The sequence below is a fragment of the Clostridium sp. YIM B02500 genome (assembly GCF_022324665.1).
Taxonomy (GTDB): Bacteria; Bacillota; Clostridia; order Clostridiales; family Clostridiaceae; genus Clostridium; species Clostridium beijerinckii.
Map to the genome: position 1 here is coordinate 21,740 of NZ_JAKGTE010000023.1, position 20,150 is coordinate 41,889.

The window sequence follows — 20,150 nt, forward strand, 5'->3', positions numbered from 1 at the left end:
TATAAATGGGTAGTTTTAAAAGAAATATCGGAATTAAGCTTATGGGAGGTTTAAGAAGTGTAGATAATACAGTTCTTGCATCTAAAAAGCTTGATGAGAAATTAAAAGAATTATCAAGTATAAATGAACAAGTTACAAAAGGAACAATTGATCAATCAGAAGCTGTAAAATCAGTAAATTCTCTTACAAGTGAAATGTCTAAATCTATAAATGGAGTTGTAATAAATGCAGAGCAATTAACGAATGCTGCTCAAAAGTCGCAAAGATCACTTGAAGAAATAGCTGTATCAGCAAAACAGGTCGCAGGTAATAGCGAAAGTGTATCAGGTTCAATTGAAGAAATATCAAATTCAATTGAGGAAATGGGTAAATCAATTAAAGTGGTCGCAGGCAATGCGGAAGAAATGACTGGATCAGCTAAGGAAGTTTCAGAAGCAATACAAGAAATGGTGGCATCAATTCAGCAAGTAGCAGGGAATGGAGAGAGCGCATCAAAATCAGTAGAAGAAATATCTTCCTCAGTAGAGCAAATGGGGAAATCAGTTAAAGGAGTAGCAGGAAATGCAGAAAGTTTAACTTCTTCAGCAAAAGAGGTGACTGCATCAATTCAAGAAGTGGTGACATCAATTCAGCAAGTAGCAGGAAATAGTGAAAGCACAGCAAGTTCAGTAGAACAAATATCAGCATCTATTGAAGAAATGGGAAAATCAATACAAGGGGTTGCAAAAAATGCAGAGGGATTGAAGGATACTGCCGAAAATGCAGAAGAATCGGTGCAATCAATTGTGGTATCAATTGAACAAGTTGCAAAAAATAGTAAAAGTACAGCAAGCTCAGTAGAACAAATATCATCATCTATAGAGCAAATGGGAAAATCAATAAAGAGAGTGGCAGGGAATGCCGAAAGTTTGAAAGGTTCAGCAGAAGAATCTACAATGGCTGTTCAAGAAGTAGTAGCATCAATTCAGCAAGTAGCAGGAAATAGTGAAAGTACAGCAGGTTCAGTAGAACAAATATCATCATCAATAGAACAAATGGGAAAATCAATAAAGGGAGTAGCCGGGAATGCCGAAAGTTTAAAAGGATCAGCAGAAGAAGCTACAGAAGCAGTGCAAGAAATAGTAGCCTCAATAGAACAGGTGACTGGAAACAGTGAAAGCACAGCAAAATCAGTAGAAGAAATATCAGTTTCAATAGAACAGATGGGAAAATCAATAAAGGGAGTAGCAGAAAATGCAGAAAGTTTAAAAGGATCAGCAGAAGAAGCTACAGCAGCAGTACAAGAAATGGTAGTTTCTATTCAACAAGTGGCAGGAAATAGCGAGAGTACGGCAAGTTCAGTAGAAGAAATATCATCATCAATTGAAGAAATAGGAGCTTCAATAAAAGGAGTAGCAGGTAATGCAGAAAATTTAAAAGGATCTACAGAAGAATCATCAGTTGCAGTTCAAGAGATGGTAGCATCAATCCAACAAGTAGCAGGAAATAGTGAAAGTACAGCAAGTTCAGTTGAAGAAATATCATCATCAATTGAAGAAATGGGTGTATCAATAAAAGGAGTAGCCACTAATACAGAAAGTTTAAAAGTTTCAACAGATGAATCAGCAGCGGCCATACAAGAAATGGTAGCATCAATACAGCAAGTAGCAGGAAATAGTGAGAGCACAGCAAGTTCAGTTGAACAAATATCGTCATCAGTAGAACAAATGGGTAAATCAGTTAGGGGAGTAGCAGGAAATGCTGAAAGTTTAAGAGGATCTGCAAATGAAGCAGCGGCTGCAGTTCAAGAGGTAGTAGTATCGATTCAGCAAGTAGCAGGAAATAGTGAAAGTACTACAAGATCAGTAGAAGAAATATCTGCGTCCATAGAAGAAATGGGAAAATCTATTCAAGGAGTAGCGGGTAATGCTGAAGAACTGCAAAAAGCTTCAAATGAAACTTATAAGACGGTTGAGGACATGGCGGCATCAATAAGTCAAGTGGCTCAAAATGCTCAAAATGTAAATTCATTAAGTGATTTAGTGAAATTGGATGTTAAGGATGGACAAACAGCTGTAGCTAATACATTAGTCGCTATAGGTGAAATATCTGAGGTTATCCACAAGGCAGAAAGTGTAATAACTAACTTAGGAAAGAGTTCTGATAAAATTGGAAGCATTATAGATGTAATAGATGATATAGCAGATCAAACAAATTTGCTTGCGTTAAATGCAGCAATTGAAGCTGCAAGAGCAGGGGAACACGGAAAAGGATTTGCGGTAGTAGCTGATGAAGTGAGAAAACTAGCTGAGAGAACGGCTACAGCTACAAAGGAAATATCTGAACTTATAAAAGGAATCCAGGGAGAAACTACCAATGCAATTAAGGCGATAGAAGTTGGCACTGAGAAAGTTGAATATGGATCAAGATTAAGTAATGAAGTTGGGACTGTAATAGAAAAAATAGTTGGTGGAATAGAAAATGTGACTAATGAAATCAAAGAAATAACTCTGGCAACTGATAGTCAAAATAAAGGAAGTAGAGAAATACTCGAATCTATGAGAAATGTTACTAATCAAGCATCTATGGTTACACAGGCTACAAGGGAACAAGCTATAAGTGTAGAAAATGTAATAAAAGGTGTAGCAAATGCAAGAGAACAAGTAGTGCAAATTAATATAGCAATGAATGAACAATCTAAACAAGGACAAAATATTGTTGGAGCTGTCGAAAATGTAACAAATCAAGCAGATGAAGTTGCAATAGCAGTAAAAGAACAAGTTATTGGCATAGATGAAATAATAAAAGGTGTCGAAAATTCAAGAGAACAAGTAAGACAAATAACAGTAGCGGTAAAAGAACAAGCAAGTCAAGGGGGAAATATTAGTAAGGCCATAAATAACGTTGTTAATCAAACAAATGAGGTTACAATAGCAGTAAGGGAACAAGCAGCTGGCGTAGAGGAAGTAATAAAAGGTGTTGTAAATGCTAAGGAACAAGTAAGGCAAATAACAGTAGCAGTGAAAGAACAGGCAAAACAAGGAAAAAATATCGCTTTGTCTATAGAAAATGTTGTTAATCAAACAAATGAGGTCGCAGTAGCAGTAAAAGAGCAAGCAGCGGGAATTGATGAAGTAATAAAAGGTGTAGCGAACGCAAGAGAGCAGGTAAGACAAATAACAGTAGCAGTAAAAGAACAGGCAAAACAGGGACAAGATATTGTTGGATCTGTAGAAAATGTAACAAATCAAGCAGCACAGGTGACTACGGCTGTTAAAGAACAAGCAAATGGAGTAGATGAAGTAATTAAAGGCGTTGTAAATGCAAGAGAACAAGTAATACAAGTAACACTTGCGGTAAAAGAACAAGCAAAACAAGGTGGAGATATTGTAGCAGCGGTAGAAAATGTAGCAGATCAAGCAGCTCAAATAGCTTTAGTAACTAATGAGCAAACAATAGGCGTAGAAGAAATAGTTAAAGGAATAGTTAATGCAAGAGAGCAAGTAAGACAAATTACTGTCGCAGTAAAAGAACAGGCAAAACAGGGACAAGATATTGTTGCATCTGTAGAAAATGTAACAAATCAAGCAGCACAGGTGACTATGGCTGTAAAAGAACAAGCTAATGGAGTAGATGAAATCATTCAAGGTGTAGTAAATGCAAGAGAACAAGTTAAGCAGATAACTGATGCAATGATGTCACAGACGATACAAGGGAAATCAATGACTAAGCTAGTAGGAGAGGTTACAAGTCAAACTGCAGAAGTAACACAAGCTATGAAAGAGCAAGCAGCTGGAGTATTTGAAATAGTAAAAGGAATAGAAAATGCCAGAGAACAAGTAAAACAAATAACAGTAGCAGTGAAAGAACAAGCAAAACAAGGGAAAGACATTGTAGCTTCTGTAGAAAATGTAGCAGAACAATCAGAGCAAGTGACAAGAGCAGTGAAAGAACAAGCTATAGGAGTTGAAGAAGTGGTCAAGGGAATAACTAATTCTAGAGAACAGGTAAGACAAATAGCTATAGCAGTAAAAGAGCAGGCAAAGCAAGGAAAGAATATTGTAAATTCAGCAGAAAATGTTACAAGAGTAGCACAACAAGTTACTGAGGCATCTAAAGAGCAGGCATCAGGAGTAGAAAATATTATAAAAGGTGTAAGACGTTCTAGGGAAGATATGAAGCAGATAACTTGGACTATGAATGAACAAACAAAATCTACTGATAGAACCACAGATAACTTTAAGAATGTTACGGAACAAGCAAGTGAAGTAACAATGTCTACTAAGGTACAGGCAAGAGAAGTTGAAGAGCTTAGAAAACATATTGAAGATATAAATAATGTAGTTAATTTAAATGTAAGAGATGTTCAAAAAACTTCAAGTATTACTAGAGAACTTTCTGAGTATACGTTAGAAATAAAAAAATCATTAGAGGAGTTAGTTGAATAATTAGATAATAAATTCTATATGAGTATATAAGTTGCTAAGGGAAAATTATATTAAGGTTAATTATGAGAATTTAGTAATTCTAAATTTTAAAATATTTAGAGCAACTTATATATCAAAGGAATAAATTGTGGTTTTAAATATAAGGAGGAAATTTTAAATTATGAGTATTATGGCATTAGAACAATTGGCGAGTTATATATATGAATTCTGTGGCATTGACTACTCCAAAAATCTTCCTTCACTTGAAAGTAAGATAACCTATAGAATTAAAGAACTTAGACTTAGTATTTGGGAATATTGCGGGTACGTTAAAATAGAAGAAAAAGAAAGAGATACATTAATTGAACTAATAACAGTAAATGAAACTTATTTCTTTAGAGAAGAAAATCTATTAAGAGAATTGCAAACTAATATTTTACCAAAATTTGAAGACTATTTAAAGGAAAAAACTTTTAGAATCTGGTGTGCGGCATGTTCAAGTGGGGAAGAACCCTATACATTAGCAATGTTAATAAAAGAAACAATGCTTTTTGAAAAAAGTTCTGTTGAAATAATAGCCTCAGATATTAATAAAAAAGTATTAGATAAAGCTGAGAAGGGAGTATACAGTAGTAAATCTTTATCCTTTAGGAAGATGCCTTATGGAATGTTAGATAAATATTTTGATAAAATTGAAGATGACTACAAGGTTAAGGATGAAATAAGAAAACTTGTAAAGTTTAAGAATTTAAATATGTTTGATAAAAATATCGAACAAGAAGTTGGAAGAGTTGATATAATACTCTGCAGGAATGTTTTGATATATTTTGATACAGAATTTACTAAAAAAGCTGCTCTTTCGTTTTACAATATTCTTAATGAAACAGGATATTTATTTTTAGGCCATGCAGAAACAGTTACTAATGTCAATCCAGGCTTTGATACTGTTTATACTCCATCGATCTTTTATTATAAGAAGGGAGAGAAAGCATGATGAAACAATATGGTGTTTTAGTTGTAGATGATTCCTCCTTTATGAGGAGATGTATAAGCCTTATTATAGAAAAAGATCCTCAATTTTTTATAATAGGAATCGCGAGAAATGGATTGGACGCAATAGAAAAGATACAAAGATTAAAACCTGATATAGTAACATTGGATGTAGAAATGCCAGAAATGGATGGAATAAGTGCCCTAAAAGAAATTATGAAAACTTGCCCTGTACCAGTTGTGATGCTGAGTAATCATACGGAAGATGGTACTAGGACAGCACTAAAGGCTTTAGAGCTCGGAGCAATCGATATTTTCTTAAAAGGTTCATTAGTAGGGGAGAACATAAAAGAGGAAACAATAAATGATTTTCTTAGTAAACTAAAAGTAATTGCAGACAGTAGTAAGGTACAAAAGAATAAAGAAGATAGTAATGCAGATTTAGAAAATATTAAATATGATAAACAGCAGATTAATTGTGGTGAAAAACTCATGAAGAGGGAGCTGCTTATTATTGGGTGCTCAACAGGAGGACCATCCGCACTTCAATCAATATTGCCAAGATTTCCAAAGGATTTATGCAGGCCAGTTATTGTAATCCAGCATATGCCTCCAGGATTTACTGGACCGCTAGCTGAAAGATTTGATACCATATGTAATCTACATGTTAAAGAAGTAGAGAATGGAGATATACTTGAACGAGGAAAAATATATATAGCACCAGCGGGATTTCAAACACTATTAGAAAAAAGCCAGGATAATAGCATAGTTTTTAAAGTTGAGGATATGAAAAATGTAGACAGCCTATACAAGCCATCAATTAATGTTACTTTAAATTCGGCAGCGCCTATTTTTAAAGATAAGCTAGTCTCTGTAATTTTAACGGGAATGGGTAATGACGGGTTAGCAGGCTGCCAGAATGTAAAAGATAATAATGGATATGTTATAGTTGAGGCAGAAGAATCCTGTATAGTTTATGGCATGCCTAAAGTAGTGTTTGAAGCAGGTCTTGCAGATAGTCAGGTAGCACTAAGCGACATGTTTGAGACAATAATGTTGAATTTATAAATTAATATAAAATTAAAGCTAATTTAAATGTTAATAAGCTAGTAATATATATGGCTAGCTTACTAATATTTAAATTTATTGTTTTTAAGACTTGTATATTAAAATAGGTAATTGATATAATGATTTATCAGAAGGAAAGAGTTAGTTTATGATGAATTACCATGTAAAACACTCATATATTTAAAGTTATTTTTAGAACGGAAGGATAAAATATTATGGAGATTATTTTTACAATAGTTGGACAAGTGAGCATCATGTATATATTGATGGCAATTGGCTTTATAGTCTACCGCAAAAAATTAATTAATGAAGATGGAGCCAAACAAATATCTAATCTTTTAGTTTGGGTTATTAATCCGATGATTATGTTAACGCGGTATCAAATGGAATTTTCGATAGATAAGTTAAAGGAGTTAGGAATTTCTTTTTTTGTTTCTTTATGTGCAATGTTAATGGGGTTTCTTATAGGAAAAATTATTTTTAAGAAAGATCAGAGAATAGATAAATTTGCAATTGGGTTTGCAAATGCAGGATTTATTGGTATTCCATTAGTCACTAGCATAATGGGGATAGAAAAGGTGTTCTTTTTATCAGCATACCTAGTTTGTTTTAATATATTGAGTTACACTTATGGCATATATGCAGTATCAAATAATAAAAATTTAATTACATTAAAAAGTGTTTTATTTAATCCTGGAATAATAGCTGTGGCATTTGGATTGCTTGTTTTTATTTCACCCGTAAAGATGCCAAAGCTTTTTTATGATGCGTTTAACTTAGTTGGACAAACCAATACGCCTATTGCTATGATTTTACTTGGTACGTATATTGCTAAGTCAAAACTAATTACATTATTTAATGATAAGCATGCTTACTTTGTAGCATTTATAAAACTTATCGTTATTCCAGTTATAATAATGATATTATTTAAATTTTTACCACCGTATTTAATAGAAATAAAAAAAGTTGTATTAATAGCTATGGCTACGCCAGTAGGTCTAACAGTACCAATGTTTTCTCAGATGTATGGAGGAGATTATGAGTATGGAGCTAAATTGGTTGGCCTAAGCACATTGCTATCACTGATTACTATACCAATAATTTTGTATCTGGCAAATGCTATTTGGTAAGCGGCTAGCTTATATAACGTAATAGTTAATTATAGTCATTCTTATCATGCTATTAGTCAAGTTTGTATATGAATGTGGCTTGGATGAATCAAACACTATGGAATCACCAGGAGTTAGGATATAAGTTGTATTATCCACATTTAAAGATAACTCACCATCATAAACTATTATATATTCTTGAGTCTTTTCACCATGAGAATTGGATTCATATGTGCTATTGCCATCTAGTTCTACAGTAAAAAGTTCAAAATTCCTATTTGAATTGCTTGCAAAATAGCAATAAACTCTATATTTATTATCAGGAGATTCTTGGTGCTTAGAATCTTCTTTTTTTATTAAAATATCATTTTTTATTGGCTCATCAATAAGGGATGTATATGGAACCCTAAGTCCACCAGCAATTTTCCATATTGTATTAATAGTCGGATTAGATTCACCACGTTCGATTTGTCCTAGCATTACTTTACTGACGCCACAAATATCAGAAAGTTTACTTAAACTTAATTGTCTTTCGTTTCTTAATCTTTTTAAATTCCCAGCAATAATATTATTTAAATTCATATTTTCACTCCTTGACAAATATAAAGTACAAATGTAAGATATAGCATAATATAAAGTATAACGTACAATGTATATAATATATATTACGGTTTTATACAAAAAGTATCAAGGGGGCATTTTATGGAATTGGGGAAAATACCAAATGATTCTTTAGAAATAAAGAATAAAAACAATTCGTATTATTTTATTCAGGGAGTGAAAGACTGTATTCCAACTATATTTGGGTACATAAGTTTAGGGCTTGCATGTGGAATTTTGAGTAAATCTTGTGGTTTGACAGTTTGGGAAGCAATGGGGATGAGTGCTTTTATATATGGAGGATCATCGCAATTTATAGCTTCTAGTATGATTTTATCATCCTCACCAATACCTAGCATAATATTTACTATTTTCTTTGTTAACTTTAGACATTTGTTTATGAGTGCATCAGTAGCTCCATATTTCAAAGAGAATTCAGTCTTAAAAAACTTTTTTATAGGATTGCTTTTGACAGATGAAACTTTTGTAGTTGCATCAGCAGAGGGATTGAAGAATAAGAAAATTAATAATTTATGGATTACAGGTTTAAACATTACTGCATATATAAATTGGATTTTTGCAACAGGAATTGGAGTTGTTATTGGTGGATTTATTCCAGATTATAAGGCTTTAGGGCTAGATTTTGCATTAACTGCCATGTTTATAGGTTTGCTAATTTTATCTGTAAAAGGAAATATAAAGATAAGAAAAGCTTTGATAATTATTATTGTATCTGCAATAGTTTTACTAATAAGCACAATATATGTATCTACTAGTATTAGTGTTATTATATCAGCAATTGCTGGTGCTTTAATTGGGGTGGTGATTAAAGAATGAATTCTTATGTATGGAGTGTTATCATAGGTGGTTGTATTGTAACTATGTTGCCGAGAGTTTTACCAATAACTATATTATCAAAGATAAAATTAAATAAGAAAGTGGAAGAGTTTTTGACATGTATACCTATATCTATACTAGCTTCATTAATAGTGGCAGAACTTTTCATTACCGATAATAAATTTTTACTTCAAGGAAAATCTCCAGAATTGCTTGCTACAATACCAACAATATTGATTGCTCTTAAGAAAAATAATTTATTATTAACAGTATTAACAGGAGTTATTTCAATAGCAATTTTAAGATTAATATTTTAATTCGTAAAAACTTGAATTGACTTGATGATAATCTAAGCGTATTATTTTCTATAAATAAATTATAGAGCAATAATGGATTTTATTACATGGTGAAGGAACAAATATAATGATGTATAAAATTAAAATGACAGAGAGAACTAAGATTTGTTTAAAGAATAGTGTATTATTTTCTGTTCTGATAAGTATTTTGGCGCAAATATATATTTATCCATTTAATAGTAGGTTTGTTTTGGGAGTTGGAGTCATTGTAATTGGGCTTATATTTTCTATATCGGAAAATATATATCCTGTTTTAATTGGAATAATCACAGGAACTATAACTGCCTCTATTCGTAGCATTGGATTATTAATGTCATCTTCTAACTATTCAAATGATATTATAATGCAGTTTATGCCGGCAGCTATTTTTTATATTATTTATGGTATTTTAGGAACTATATTTCCACTAACTAGGAGAAATAAGTCTATAATACATTTATACTTGTCATTAATAAGCTTTGATATAATGTGCAACACAGCAGAAATACTTGTTAGAAATATGTTTTCTATATCAACTATAAAAGTTATTATAGTAACAGCACTTGTTAGAGCATTTATACAATGTTCAGCTTTTTTAATATATAAATATCAAAAATTATATATTAAGACACTAGAGCATCAAAAACGTTATGCTGAATTAAATTTAATGGTGTCAAAAATATATGCGGAGGCTTTTTATTTACAAAAATCAACAAATGATTTAAATACTATAATGAGGGAAGCTTACAATTTGTATGAAATGAATAAGGATAAAGAAGAATTTTCAGTTAAGGCGTTATCACTTGCACAAAATGCTCATGAAATCCGTAAAAATAATGACCGGGTTCTTAGAGGAATCAATCAATTAGTACAAAATGTTGAGAAGGCGGAGTACATGTCTATGTCAGAGATTTTCTGCATAATATCTGATAATACAAAAAGACAAATAGATAATGTAAATTCTAATATATTTATAAAATTCAAGCTAGAAGAAGATTATTCGATAAAAAGATATTATGATATATTTGCTATTCTAAATAATTTAATTATTAACGCAATTGAGGCATGCAGTGGCGATAATATGATAAATGTGATTGGGGAAATTTCGCAAAAAGAATTACTACTTGATGTTTCAGATAATGGGACAGGTATTGATAAAGATGTACTTCCGTATATATTTAATATAGGATTTTCAACAAAATTCAATGAGGAGACAGGGGCGATGTCTACGGGGATTGGGTTATGTCATGTAAAAAATCTCTTAGAGAATTTGGGAGGAAGTATAGAAGTTGAAAGTGATATTGATAGGGGCACTAAGTTTTTAGTGAAAATACCGTTATCTAGTATATAAATTATTTTCATAATAAGGGGGCTATTTATGGAAACAACGTTTGTTATTATTGATGATGATATGGCAGTATGCAAAATATTAGAGCAAGCAATTAAAAAAAATAACTTTGGAAAAGTATTATCCATTTTAACGACAGGAAAAGATGCCAAAGATCAAATAATAAAATTAAAACCTGATATCGTATTAATTGATTTACTGCTACCAGAAGTAGATGGAATTGAAATTGTGAAAAGGACATTTAGCAGTGGATATACTGGTAAGATTATAATGTTATCTCAGGTTGAAGAAGGAAAAATGATTTCGAATGCTTACAAAAGCGGAATACTTTTTTATATTAACAAGCCAATTAATATGATTGAAACAATTAGCATTATTAATAATGCTAAAAAACAGATTGAATTAGAAAAATCTATATCAATGATTAAAAGTGTAGTTTTTGAGGGAAATACTGAGAAAGATAAAAAAGTTGAGAATGAAGCGGAAATTTATTCTCAAGAAGAAAAGCTATTGCGTATATTTTCTGATATTAACATTATTGGCACTACAGGAATAGAAGAATTAAAACTCGTAATACTGAATATCATTAATAAAAAGAAAATGAATCCATCTAAACCTTATCAACTAAAAGAGGTTTATATGGATGTGGCACTAGTTCTATATGGAGATTCATTAGCAACTATTAATTGCAGATCTATGGAGCAACGCATAAGAAGAACTATTATGAAGGCTATGGATTCAATAGCTAGTTTGGGAAGTGAAGATAGCGATAATAGCATATATAGGGAATATTCAGCATCACTTTTTGAGATAAAGCAGGTTAAACAGGAAATCAAGCATTTAAAAAATCCAATATACAGTCAAGGAAAAATAAATACAAAAAAATTCATTGAGGGTATATTAATAAAAATTCTAGGTTAACGCATATACAAACTACAGAAAACTACAAAAAACACAGTATGTTAAAAGTCATTGACTAGGGAAATGGAAAAATATATAATTTAATCAAGATTTAAAAAAGCAATGGAGCTTTGGTATATATGCCAGGGCTCTTTTTTGTATTTCAAAATTTACAGAGTCGAAATTACTATTGAAATAGAAATATTAGATAAACAGAATCATTGAAAAAATTAATAAAGAAAAAGTTGATTAATTTCTATTAAGTTAATATTGTGCCAAAATAGGGGGAGAATAAATGATTAAATTAGAGAATATAGTCAAGAACTTTGGAGATATACATGTTTTGAAAAATGTGAATTTAAATATAAATGAAGGTGAAAAGCTTGTTGTAATAGGGCCAAGTGGATCAGGAAAATCTACTTTAATTAGATGTATGAATTATCTTGAGGAGCCGACCTCGGGGAAGGTAATCATAGATGAATATGATTTAAGTCTGAAAAAAGATTTGGCTAGAGTTAGACAATCTACTGCAATGGTTTTTCAACAGTTTAACTTATATCCACATATGACAGTGCTTGAGAATCTTATTTTAGCACCAATAAAACTCCAAAAGGTAAGTAAAAAAGAAGCAGAGGAATCTGGATTGAAGTATTTAGAAAAAGTGGGATTAAAGGAAAAGGCCGATGCTTACCCTAATCAATTATCAGGAGGACAACAGCAAAGGGTAGCGATAGCAAGAGCACTTAATATGCATCCTAAAATAATGTTATTTGACGAACCAACATCGGCGTTAGATCCTGAAATGATACAAGAGGTATTGGATGTGTTAATAGGATTATCTAAGGAAAATATAACAATGGTTGTAGTAACTCATGAAATGGGTTTTGCAAAGCAAGTTGCGGATAGAATTGTATTCATGGATGGAGGACAGATTATTGAAGAGGCTCATCCGGAAGAATTTTTTTCAAATCCTAAGAATGATAGGGCCAAAGCGTTCTTAAATAAAATTATAAGATAAGAAACATAATTAACAGTGTATAACGCATAATTAATGAAAACTTCTATGAAGTTTTAAAAAATTTAAATAGGGGGATAAATATATGAAATTGAGAAAATTATTTTTAGCGGTAGGATTAGGTGTATGTATGATGATGGCTGGATGTAGCTCATCAACACCAACAAATACAGGAGGAAATACTGCGGAAGCAAAAGAAATACAAGCAATAAAAGATAGAGGCGTATTAAAGGTTGGGGTAAAAGTTGATGTACCTAAATATGGTTACAAAAATCCACAGACAGGTGAAATGGAAGGTTTAGAAATTGATTTATCAAAAGCAATAGCGAAAAAAATATTAGGAGATGAAAGTAAAGTTGAATTTCAAGGGGTTACAGCTAAAACAAGAGGACCACTTCTTGATAATGGAGAAATAGATATGGTTGCTGCTACATTTACTATAACTGATGAAAGAAAAAAGAGTTATAATTTTTCAGATCCATATATAAAGGATGGAGTTGGATTACTTGTTAAGAAAAGCCTTGGTGCGTCTTCACTTAAAGATTTAGATGGAAAGACTATTGGAGTTGCTCAAAGTGCTACAACTAAAACTGCGCTTCAAAAAGAAGCAGAAAAGGAAGGAATAACTCTTAAGTTTTCTGAGCTTGGTGGATATCCTGAACTTAAGGCAGCATTAGATTCAGGCAGAATAGATTGTTTTGCAGTTGATGCATCTATTTTGAATGGTTATGTTGATGATTCAACAGTAATATTAAATGATAGATATGATCCTCAAGAATATGGTATTGCAACTAAAAAAGATAATACTGAACTTGCGAAGGAAGTAAATGAAGTTATAAATGATATGAAGAGTTCAGGTGAACTAGATAAATTAATTGCAAAGTGGGATATTAAGTAATGAACGGACCTTTTGCAATATTTAAGTGGGAAGCACTTTTTAAAGATTTTAATATATTTCTTGAGGGATTCTTAACAACACTTGAAGTATCAATACTAGGGCTTATACTTGCCTTAATGCTTGGAATTATTTTTGGAGTACTTTCTACAAGCAAAATAAAAATTTTTAAGGTAATAAATAGAATATATGTGGAGGTGATTCAGAATACACCTCTTGTAATTCAGGTATTCTTTCTATTTAATGGATTACCATATATAAAGGTGGTATTACCGGTGTTTTTAATTGGAATACTTGGAGTCGGTGTATACCATGGAGCATATATATCAGAAGTTGTGAGAACTGGTATAACATCAATACCAAAAGGACAATTTGAGGCTGCAAAATCTCAAGGATTTTCTCATACTCAAACTATGAGGTATATAATATTACCTCAAACTGTAAAGATTATAATACCACCACTTGCGAATCAACTGGTAAATCTAATAAAGAATACTTCAGTATTAGCTATGATTGCAGGTGGAGATCTAATGTATACAGCTGACTCTTGGTCAAGTGCCAATATGTACTATGGACCAGCGTATGTTATAACTGGAGCATTATATTTTATAATGTGTTATCCATTAGCAATGATTTCAAGAAAGCTTGAACTTAGAGAGAAAAAGAAAGCATTAGTTGATATTGAAGATTCTATAACAGAACAATCCGTTGCAACAGAGGGAGGGCTATAATAATGTCAAGTGTATTTAATCAAGCAAATATGATGTTTCTTTTACAAGGAATGAAATTAACCCTAATTATAGCCATTATATCAATTGTATCGAGTATGTTTTTTGGAATAATTCTTGCCATATCAAGAAATTTCTCTAAGGGAATTATGGGGAGAATTGCAACAATATATATAGAGACATTTAGAAATACACCTAATTTACTATGGATATTATCTATTAGGTTTTTGGTTCCAATAAAACCGATGTATTCAGGAATCTTGTCTTTTACTTTATTTACTTCGGCGGTTATGGCGGAAATATTTAGAGGAGGAATGAATTCTGTAAGTAGAGGTCAATATGAGGCAGCATATTCTCAAGGTTTTACGAAGTTTCAAACATTAAGATATATAATACTACCTCAAAGCTTTAGGCGCTGCATTCCAACAGTTCTATCCCAATCAATTACTGTAATAAAAGATACATCTTTTCTATGGGCCGTTGGGATAGAAGAATTTACAGGAAAAGGTATGATTCTTATGGGAAGTTTTGTTTCATCATCCCAGATATTTTTATTGTTTGGAGCTATAGCTGCAACATATTTCATAATAAATTTTACAATATCGTGTTGCGTTAGAACAATTAAAACAGAGTACTAGGTATAACCTAATTAATAGATTTGCAGATGTCTAACTTTAAATCTAGATTTATGATTTCTAGTGAAGATATGAACTTAAAACTTTAGAAAATTTGTAAGTATTTTTTCTGATAAGTCAAAACCTTAAAATGAATAGAGATATAATTTTAGAGAATAATTTAAATTAGTCATTTAAATTATTCTCTTCTATTATTTGTATTCAAATAATGAAAACTATACTAAATAAATTAGTGCTTAGTATACATTTTTGTTATTAGGAATTTTATGCTAGAATTAGAAATAACTAAAATAAGATTTGATAATAAATTAAAGGTATTTTACAGATTATATTTAATTAACGATGAAGCAATAATTTTAAGGAGGATGTATATGCCTAAAATCATGATAATAGAAGATAATGAGAATATAAAAAAAGAGCTTGTAGAGTTTTTAAAAAGATATGGTTATGAAGCTTATGCACCAGCTAATTTTGAAAATATAGTAAAAGTAGCACTAAAGGATGAACCGGATTTAATTCTGTTAGATATAAATCTTCCATATTATGATGGTTATTATATTTGTAAGGAAATAAGGAAAGAAAAGAATATACCTATAATAATAGTAACTAGCAGAGATAGCGAGATGGATGAGATTATGAGTATGAATCTTGGAGCGGATGATTTTATAACAAAGCCATATAATACGCAAATACTTCTTGCAAGGATAACTGCTGTATTAAGAAGAACTCTAGGGAACAATTCGATTTCTGAGATAGTTGAACACAATGGTTTAAAGTTAAATGTCTCTAATGGAAGCGTGATATTTGGAGATGAAAAGATTGATCTTACTAAGAATGAATTTAGGATATTACTTTGCCTTATGAAAAATAAAGAGTGCATAGTTAGCAGAGAAGATCTAATGGATTATTTATGGAATTCAGATCTTTATATTGACGATAATACTTTGTCGGTGAATGTTACTAGATTAAGAAAAAAACTTCAGGAAATTGGATTTAAAGATGGAATAGAGACTAAGAGAGGAATTGGTTATATATTACTATGAATATAAAGGAATATTCTATTTCAAAGTTGCCATACATAATAATTAATCTAATAATATACTCTTTATTTGCAGCTATAATGAGCATAGCTAAAACACCAGTTGTAATACTATTTGTAGTTTTTATTATTTGGTTTTTACCACTATCAATCTATATAATCATTGAGTTTATAGTGAAAAAAAAATTCTATGATGATATTGTGGGAGTTAGTGGCAAATTAGATAAAAAGTATTTATTACCCGAAGTAATAAAAAGTCCAAATTATTATGAAGGAAAAGTTATTTATGAAGTATTAAGCGATAGTAATAGGGATATGCATGAGCATGTTAACTTCTATAAAAATCTTCAAAAGGAGTATAGAGAGTACATAGAAACTTGGGTTCATGAGGTAAAAACACCAATATCATCTGCAAGATTAATTGTAGAAAACAGCAATATTAATGAAAAGAAATCATTGGAAGATGAACTTAAGAAAATTGAAGAATATATAAATCAGGCTCTTTATTACTCGAGAAGTACAGATGTTAAGAATGATTATATTGTCAAAGAGTTTGAAATAAAGAACATAATTCAGGAGGTTATTAGAAACAACAGGCGTGATTTTATTAGCAAAAAGATTTCAGTAAGTATTGATAATATTTATGGGGCAGTGGTTACGGATCCAAAGTGGGTAAAGTTTATTATAAATCAGATTATTATCAATTCAATAAAATATAGTAAAGATAAAAATGGAGAAGTTAAAATTTACACAAGTAAAGGTAAAGAGAATATAATATTAACTATTGAAGATAATGGTATAGGTATTTCGAAAAATGATTTAAATAGAGTCTTTGATAAAGGGTTTACAGGGGAAAATGGAAGAGTATATGGAAAGTCCACAGGAATAGGATTGTATTTATGTAAAAAGCTATGTGAAAAGCTTGGACTGGGGATAACTTTAGATTCAATAGCTGGCAAAGGAACTAAAGTTAATATAATATTCCCTATTGGAGGTTTCATGAGTTTTAAGTGAGGCGTATGAAATTGTTATTTTTTGATTATGCCTAATACATGCTTAGTAGAATTTTATGTATTTCTAATTTATATAAGACACAAAGTCTAGGAGATTGGTTCCTAGGCTATTTTTGATATTGGGAATAAAAATGTTTTATAAATGATATTTATTATTTGCAGTTTTTAATTAAATTCAATTAATATTTCAAATTGTTATCTACATCTTACGAAAATGTAAGTTAAGTGAAAGATATTTCAATATGAGAAAAATATCAAAAGCTTTAAAATGTAGTCATGAGGTTAAATAAATTTGGAATGAATAGCGATTATAAAAGTTGCTATAAAAATAGGAGGAAGATTATGGAGAACATTTTAAACATTCAAAATGTAGAAAAATATTATGGAAATAAAGATAATGTCACAAAGGCACTTGATAATATAAGTTTTAGAGTAGAAAAAGGTGAATTTGTTGGTATAATGGGGCCTTCAGGCAGTGGGAAGACTACTCTTTTGAATTGTATATCTACAATAGATAAAGTGACTACCGGATCAATTATGATTGATGGAGAAGATATTACAAGGCTTAAAAGTAAGAAACTTGAAAGGTTCAGAAGAGATAAGTTAGGCTTTATTTTTCAGGATTTCAATTTACTAGATACATTGACAGCATATGAAAATATTGCATTAGCATTAACTATTGCAGGAAAGAAAGGTAAGGAAGTTGATGAATTAGTAAGAAATTCAGCTAAAAACTTAGGAATACTCGAAGTATTAGATAAATATCCTTATCAAATGTCTGGAGGTCAAAAGCAGAGGGTAGCATCAGCAAGGGCAATAGTTAATAATCCAAAACTTATTTTGGCAGATGAACCTACAGGGGCTTTGGATTCTAAGTCAGCTAAATTACTTTTAAATTCTATTGAAACCTTAAATAAAGAATTAGAAGCAACAATTTTGATGGTTACACATGATGCGTTTACGGCAAGTTATGCACATAGGATATTATTCATAAAAGATGGAAATATATTTAATGAATTGGTAAGAGGCGAAGATTCAAGAAAAGATTTCTTTAACAAGATAATAGATATTGTTACACTACTTGGAGGTGATTCAAAAGATGTATTCTAGAATTGCTTTTAATAACGTAAAAAAGAGCTTTAAAGATTATACTATTTACTTTTTAACTTTAACTTTTGCAGTATGCATATTCTATAGCTTTAATTCAATCGATTCTCAGTCAGTAATGGCAGATATGAATTCTGGACAAACGGAATATGTTAAGATGATGGCGCAACTTATTTCGTTTATATCTATTGGCGTTTCTGTTATATTAGGTGGTTTAATAATATATGCTACAAAATTTTTGATTAGTAAAAGAAAAAAAGAATTTGGGGTATATATGATTTTAGGAATGGGAAAAAGAAAAATGTCACGGATATTGCTTTTTGAAACTTTATATATAGGCATAATATCCTTGGCAGCAGGACTTTTACTTGGAATGTTGTTTGCACAAGTTCTTTCTATATTCACAGCTAAGCTTTTTGCGGTGCAAATGACTAAATATAGTTTTTCAATTTCAATAAGTGCTATACTTAAGACTATATTATATTTTGGGATAATGTACTTATTAGTTATGATATTTAATGTGATTATAGTTTCAAAATATAAATTAATTGACTTATTGCATGCAGATAGAAAAAATGAAAAAATTAATATTAAAAATCCATATATAGCTCTATTTATATTAATAGCTGCACTTATTGTTTTAGGTTATGCTTATTATCTTGTTAATTTAGCAGGGTTGAATTTTGATGACAGCAGATTTAAATTATCAATAGCATTAGGGGTTGTTGGAACAGCATTTTTCTTTTATGGAATCGCATCGGTTACATTTTCTGCACTTAGAAAAAATAAGAATTTATATCTAAATGGTCTAAATGTTTTTAATATAAAACAAATTTCGAGTAAATTTAATACTAATTTTATTTCCATGACAATAATTTGTTTAATGTTATTTGTTACTATAGGAACTTTATCAACTGGATTAGGTGTAAAAAATGCTTCAGAAAGCTCATTAAAAAACCAAACTCCGTTTGATGCATCAGTACAAGTATTTGATAAAAATAATAGTAATAGAACTTCAGTTTTAGATGCACTAAAGCAGCTAAATTATAATGTTGATGATAATGCTGACTATGTTGTGATTAGACAATATAAGAATAATATGAGTTCTAGAGATGTATTAGCTAAATATGCACTATCTAGCGACCAAAAAGAGATGTTGAATTTTAAAGTGTTCGATACTATAGATATGATTAAAATTTCAGAATACAATAAATTAAGAAAATTGAAGGGTGAATCTAGTATAGATTTAAAAGATAATGAGATATTAATATGTTCTAATTATGAGCCTTTAAAGGGGTTACTAGAAAGCTTTATTAAAAATGAGAATTCACTACAGATAGATAATAAGGAATTTAAAATAAAAGATAAAAGGATTGAAACTGGTGCTATTTCCACATCGCCTTCAAGTGATGCTATGTTTACCTTAGTCGTGCCAGATGATTTAGTAAATGGAATAGATAAATATGATGAGATCTTAAATTTAAATTTTATAGGTGATAATAAAGAAGAAGCCAAAAAAGAATTAACTACTATATTTAATAATTTTAAGTTTAATGAAAATGAATATAAAAATTTAAACTTTAGTCTCTATGGTGGGACAAGAGAAATGGCATATGACGATAGTAGAGGATTATCTGCAATAATATTATTTGTAGCGGTATATATGGGAATTGTATTTCTATTGTCAAGTGCAGCGGTACTTGCGCTTCAACAATTATCGCAATGCAATGACTCTATAGAAAGGTATAGATCTTTAAGAAAGATTGGAGCAACAAAGAGTATGATTAATAAAAGTATATTTAAACAAGTTGCTGTATTTTTTGTATTGCCTCTAGCTCTTTCAATAGTTCATTCATATGTTGGAATTACTGTAGTAAATAAATACTTAATGGTATTGGGGTCTAGCAATAAAATACAACCGATTTTAATGACAGCATTAATGATGCTTATTGTTTATGGTGGATATCTGTATGCAACATATGTAGCTTATAAAAACATAGTTGGAAATGAATATAGATAGAAATAAATACAGTAATATAAATTGGTAAAACTAGCAAATAATAAGTATGCTATTAATATTTGAATATAGTTGCTTCGGTAGACAATTATGTTAAGAGATAGTAAA

General features: G+C 30.6%; 17 protein-coding genes. 16 read left to right on the forward strand and 1 reads right to left on the reverse strand.

Going from position 1 to position 20,150, the window contains the following annotated elements:
- Positions 1-5 precede the first annotated feature (5 nt).
- The 4 genes from L1S46_RS17685 to L1S46_RS17700 all read left to right on the forward strand — a co-directional run bounded on the left by L1S46_RS17685 (position 6) and on the right by L1S46_RS17700 (position 7,594).
- Entirely contained in the window at positions 6-4,427 is a 4,422-nt protein-coding gene (locus L1S46_RS17685; RefSeq protein WP_238900583.1) for a methyl-accepting chemotaxis protein, read from the forward strand.
- A gap of 160 nt (positions 4,428-4,587) precedes the next feature.
- On the forward strand, positions 4,588-5,400 hold the full coding sequence (locus tag L1S46_RS17690) for a protein-glutamate O-methyltransferase CheR (RefSeq protein ID WP_238900584.1): 813 nt from the start codon (positions 4,588-4,590) through the stop codon (positions 5,398-5,400).
- The gene (locus tag L1S46_RS17695) at positions 5,400-6,464 is read left to right on the forward strand and encodes a chemotaxis response regulator protein-glutamate methylesterase (RefSeq protein ID WP_343217276.1); all 1,065 of its coding nucleotides are present in this window, start codon (positions 5,400-5,402) and stop codon (positions 6,462-6,464) included. Before L1S46_RS17690 ends, L1S46_RS17695 begins: the two co-directional genes overlap by 1 nt.
- 215 nt (positions 6,465-6,679) lie before the next feature.
- The gene (locus tag L1S46_RS17700) at positions 6,680-7,594 is read left to right on the forward strand and encodes an AEC family transporter (protein ID WP_238900586.1); all 915 of its coding nucleotides are present in this window, start codon (positions 6,680-6,682) and stop codon (positions 7,592-7,594) included.
- Positions 7,595-7,603: 9 nt separating this feature from the next.
- On the opposite strand, the gene L1S46_RS17705 is transcribed toward L1S46_RS17700, so the two are convergent.
- Positions 7,604-8,155 carry an XRE family transcriptional regulator gene (locus tag L1S46_RS17705; protein WP_238900587.1) on the reverse strand — a complete coding sequence of 184 codons (552 nt, stop codon included), beginning with the start codon at positions 8,153-8,155 and terminating at the stop codon, positions 7,604-7,606.
- 120 nt (positions 8,156-8,275) lie between these two features.
- On the opposite strand from L1S46_RS17705, the gene L1S46_RS17710 reads away from it, so the two are divergent.
- The 12 genes from L1S46_RS17710 to L1S46_RS17765 all read left to right on the forward strand — a co-directional run bounded on the left by L1S46_RS17710 (position 8,276) and on the right by L1S46_RS17765 (position 20,045).
- Positions 8,276-9,010, forward strand: coding sequence for an AzlC family ABC transporter permease (locus L1S46_RS17710; protein WP_238900588.1), 735 nt, complete (start codon positions 8,276-8,278; stop codon positions 9,008-9,010).
- A complete protein-coding gene (locus tag L1S46_RS17715; RefSeq protein WP_238900589.1) occupies positions 9,007-9,327 on the forward strand; it encodes an AzlD domain-containing protein in 321 nt (106 codons plus the stop codon). Before L1S46_RS17710 ends, L1S46_RS17715 begins: the two co-directional genes overlap by 4 nt.
- Positions 9,328-9,451: 124 nt before the next feature.
- The gene (locus L1S46_RS17720) at positions 9,452-10,696 is read left to right on the forward strand and encodes a sensor histidine kinase (RefSeq protein ID WP_238900590.1); all 1,245 of its coding nucleotides are present in this window, start codon (positions 9,452-9,454) and stop codon (positions 10,694-10,696) included.
- 27 nt (positions 10,697-10,723) lie between these two features.
- Positions 10,724-11,614, forward strand: a complete 891-nt coding sequence (locus L1S46_RS17725; protein WP_238900591.1) for a response regulator — start codon at positions 10,724-10,726, stop codon at positions 11,612-11,614.
- Between the two features lie 274 nt (positions 11,615-11,888).
- Positions 11,889-12,611, forward strand: a complete 723-nt coding sequence (locus L1S46_RS17730; protein ID WP_077855316.1) for an amino acid ABC transporter ATP-binding protein — start codon at positions 11,889-11,891, stop codon at positions 12,609-12,611.
- 82 nt (positions 12,612-12,693) lie between these two features.
- The gene (locus L1S46_RS17735; RefSeq protein ID WP_012060329.1) at positions 12,694-13,506 is read left to right on the forward strand and encodes a transporter substrate-binding domain-containing protein; all 813 of its coding nucleotides are present in this window, start codon (positions 12,694-12,696) and stop codon (positions 13,504-13,506) included.
- The gene (locus L1S46_RS17740) at positions 13,506-14,234 is read left to right on the forward strand and encodes an amino acid ABC transporter permease (RefSeq protein ID WP_012060328.1); all 729 of its coding nucleotides are present in this window, start codon (positions 13,506-13,508) and stop codon (positions 14,232-14,234) included. The genes L1S46_RS17735 and L1S46_RS17740 overlap by 1 nt, the downstream gene beginning before the upstream one ends.
- 2 nt (positions 14,235-14,236) lie before the next feature.
- The gene (locus tag L1S46_RS17745; protein WP_238900592.1) at positions 14,237-14,869 is read left to right on the forward strand and encodes an amino acid ABC transporter permease; all 633 of its coding nucleotides are present in this window, start codon (positions 14,237-14,239) and stop codon (positions 14,867-14,869) included.
- A gap of 368 nt (positions 14,870-15,237) precedes the next feature.
- Entirely contained in the window at positions 15,238-15,909 is a 672-nt protein-coding gene (locus L1S46_RS17750) for a response regulator transcription factor (RefSeq protein WP_023973148.1), read from the forward strand.
- Positions 15,906-16,919 carry a sensor histidine kinase gene (locus tag L1S46_RS17755; protein WP_077855312.1) on the forward strand — a complete coding sequence of 338 codons (1,014 nt, stop codon included), beginning with the start codon at positions 15,906-15,908 and terminating at the stop codon, positions 16,917-16,919. Before L1S46_RS17750 ends, L1S46_RS17755 begins: the two co-directional genes overlap by 4 nt.
- 341 nt (positions 16,920-17,260) lie before the next feature.
- Positions 17,261-18,028 carry an ABC transporter ATP-binding protein gene (locus tag L1S46_RS17760; protein ID WP_017211416.1) on the forward strand — a complete coding sequence of 256 codons (768 nt, stop codon included), beginning with the start codon at positions 17,261-17,263 and terminating at the stop codon, positions 18,026-18,028.
- On the forward strand, positions 18,018-20,045 hold the full coding sequence (locus L1S46_RS17765) for an FtsX-like permease family protein (protein ID WP_238900593.1): 2,028 nt from the start codon (positions 18,018-18,020) through the stop codon (positions 20,043-20,045). Before L1S46_RS17760 ends, L1S46_RS17765 begins: the two co-directional genes overlap by 11 nt.
- Positions 20,046-20,150: the final 105 nt, after the last annotated feature.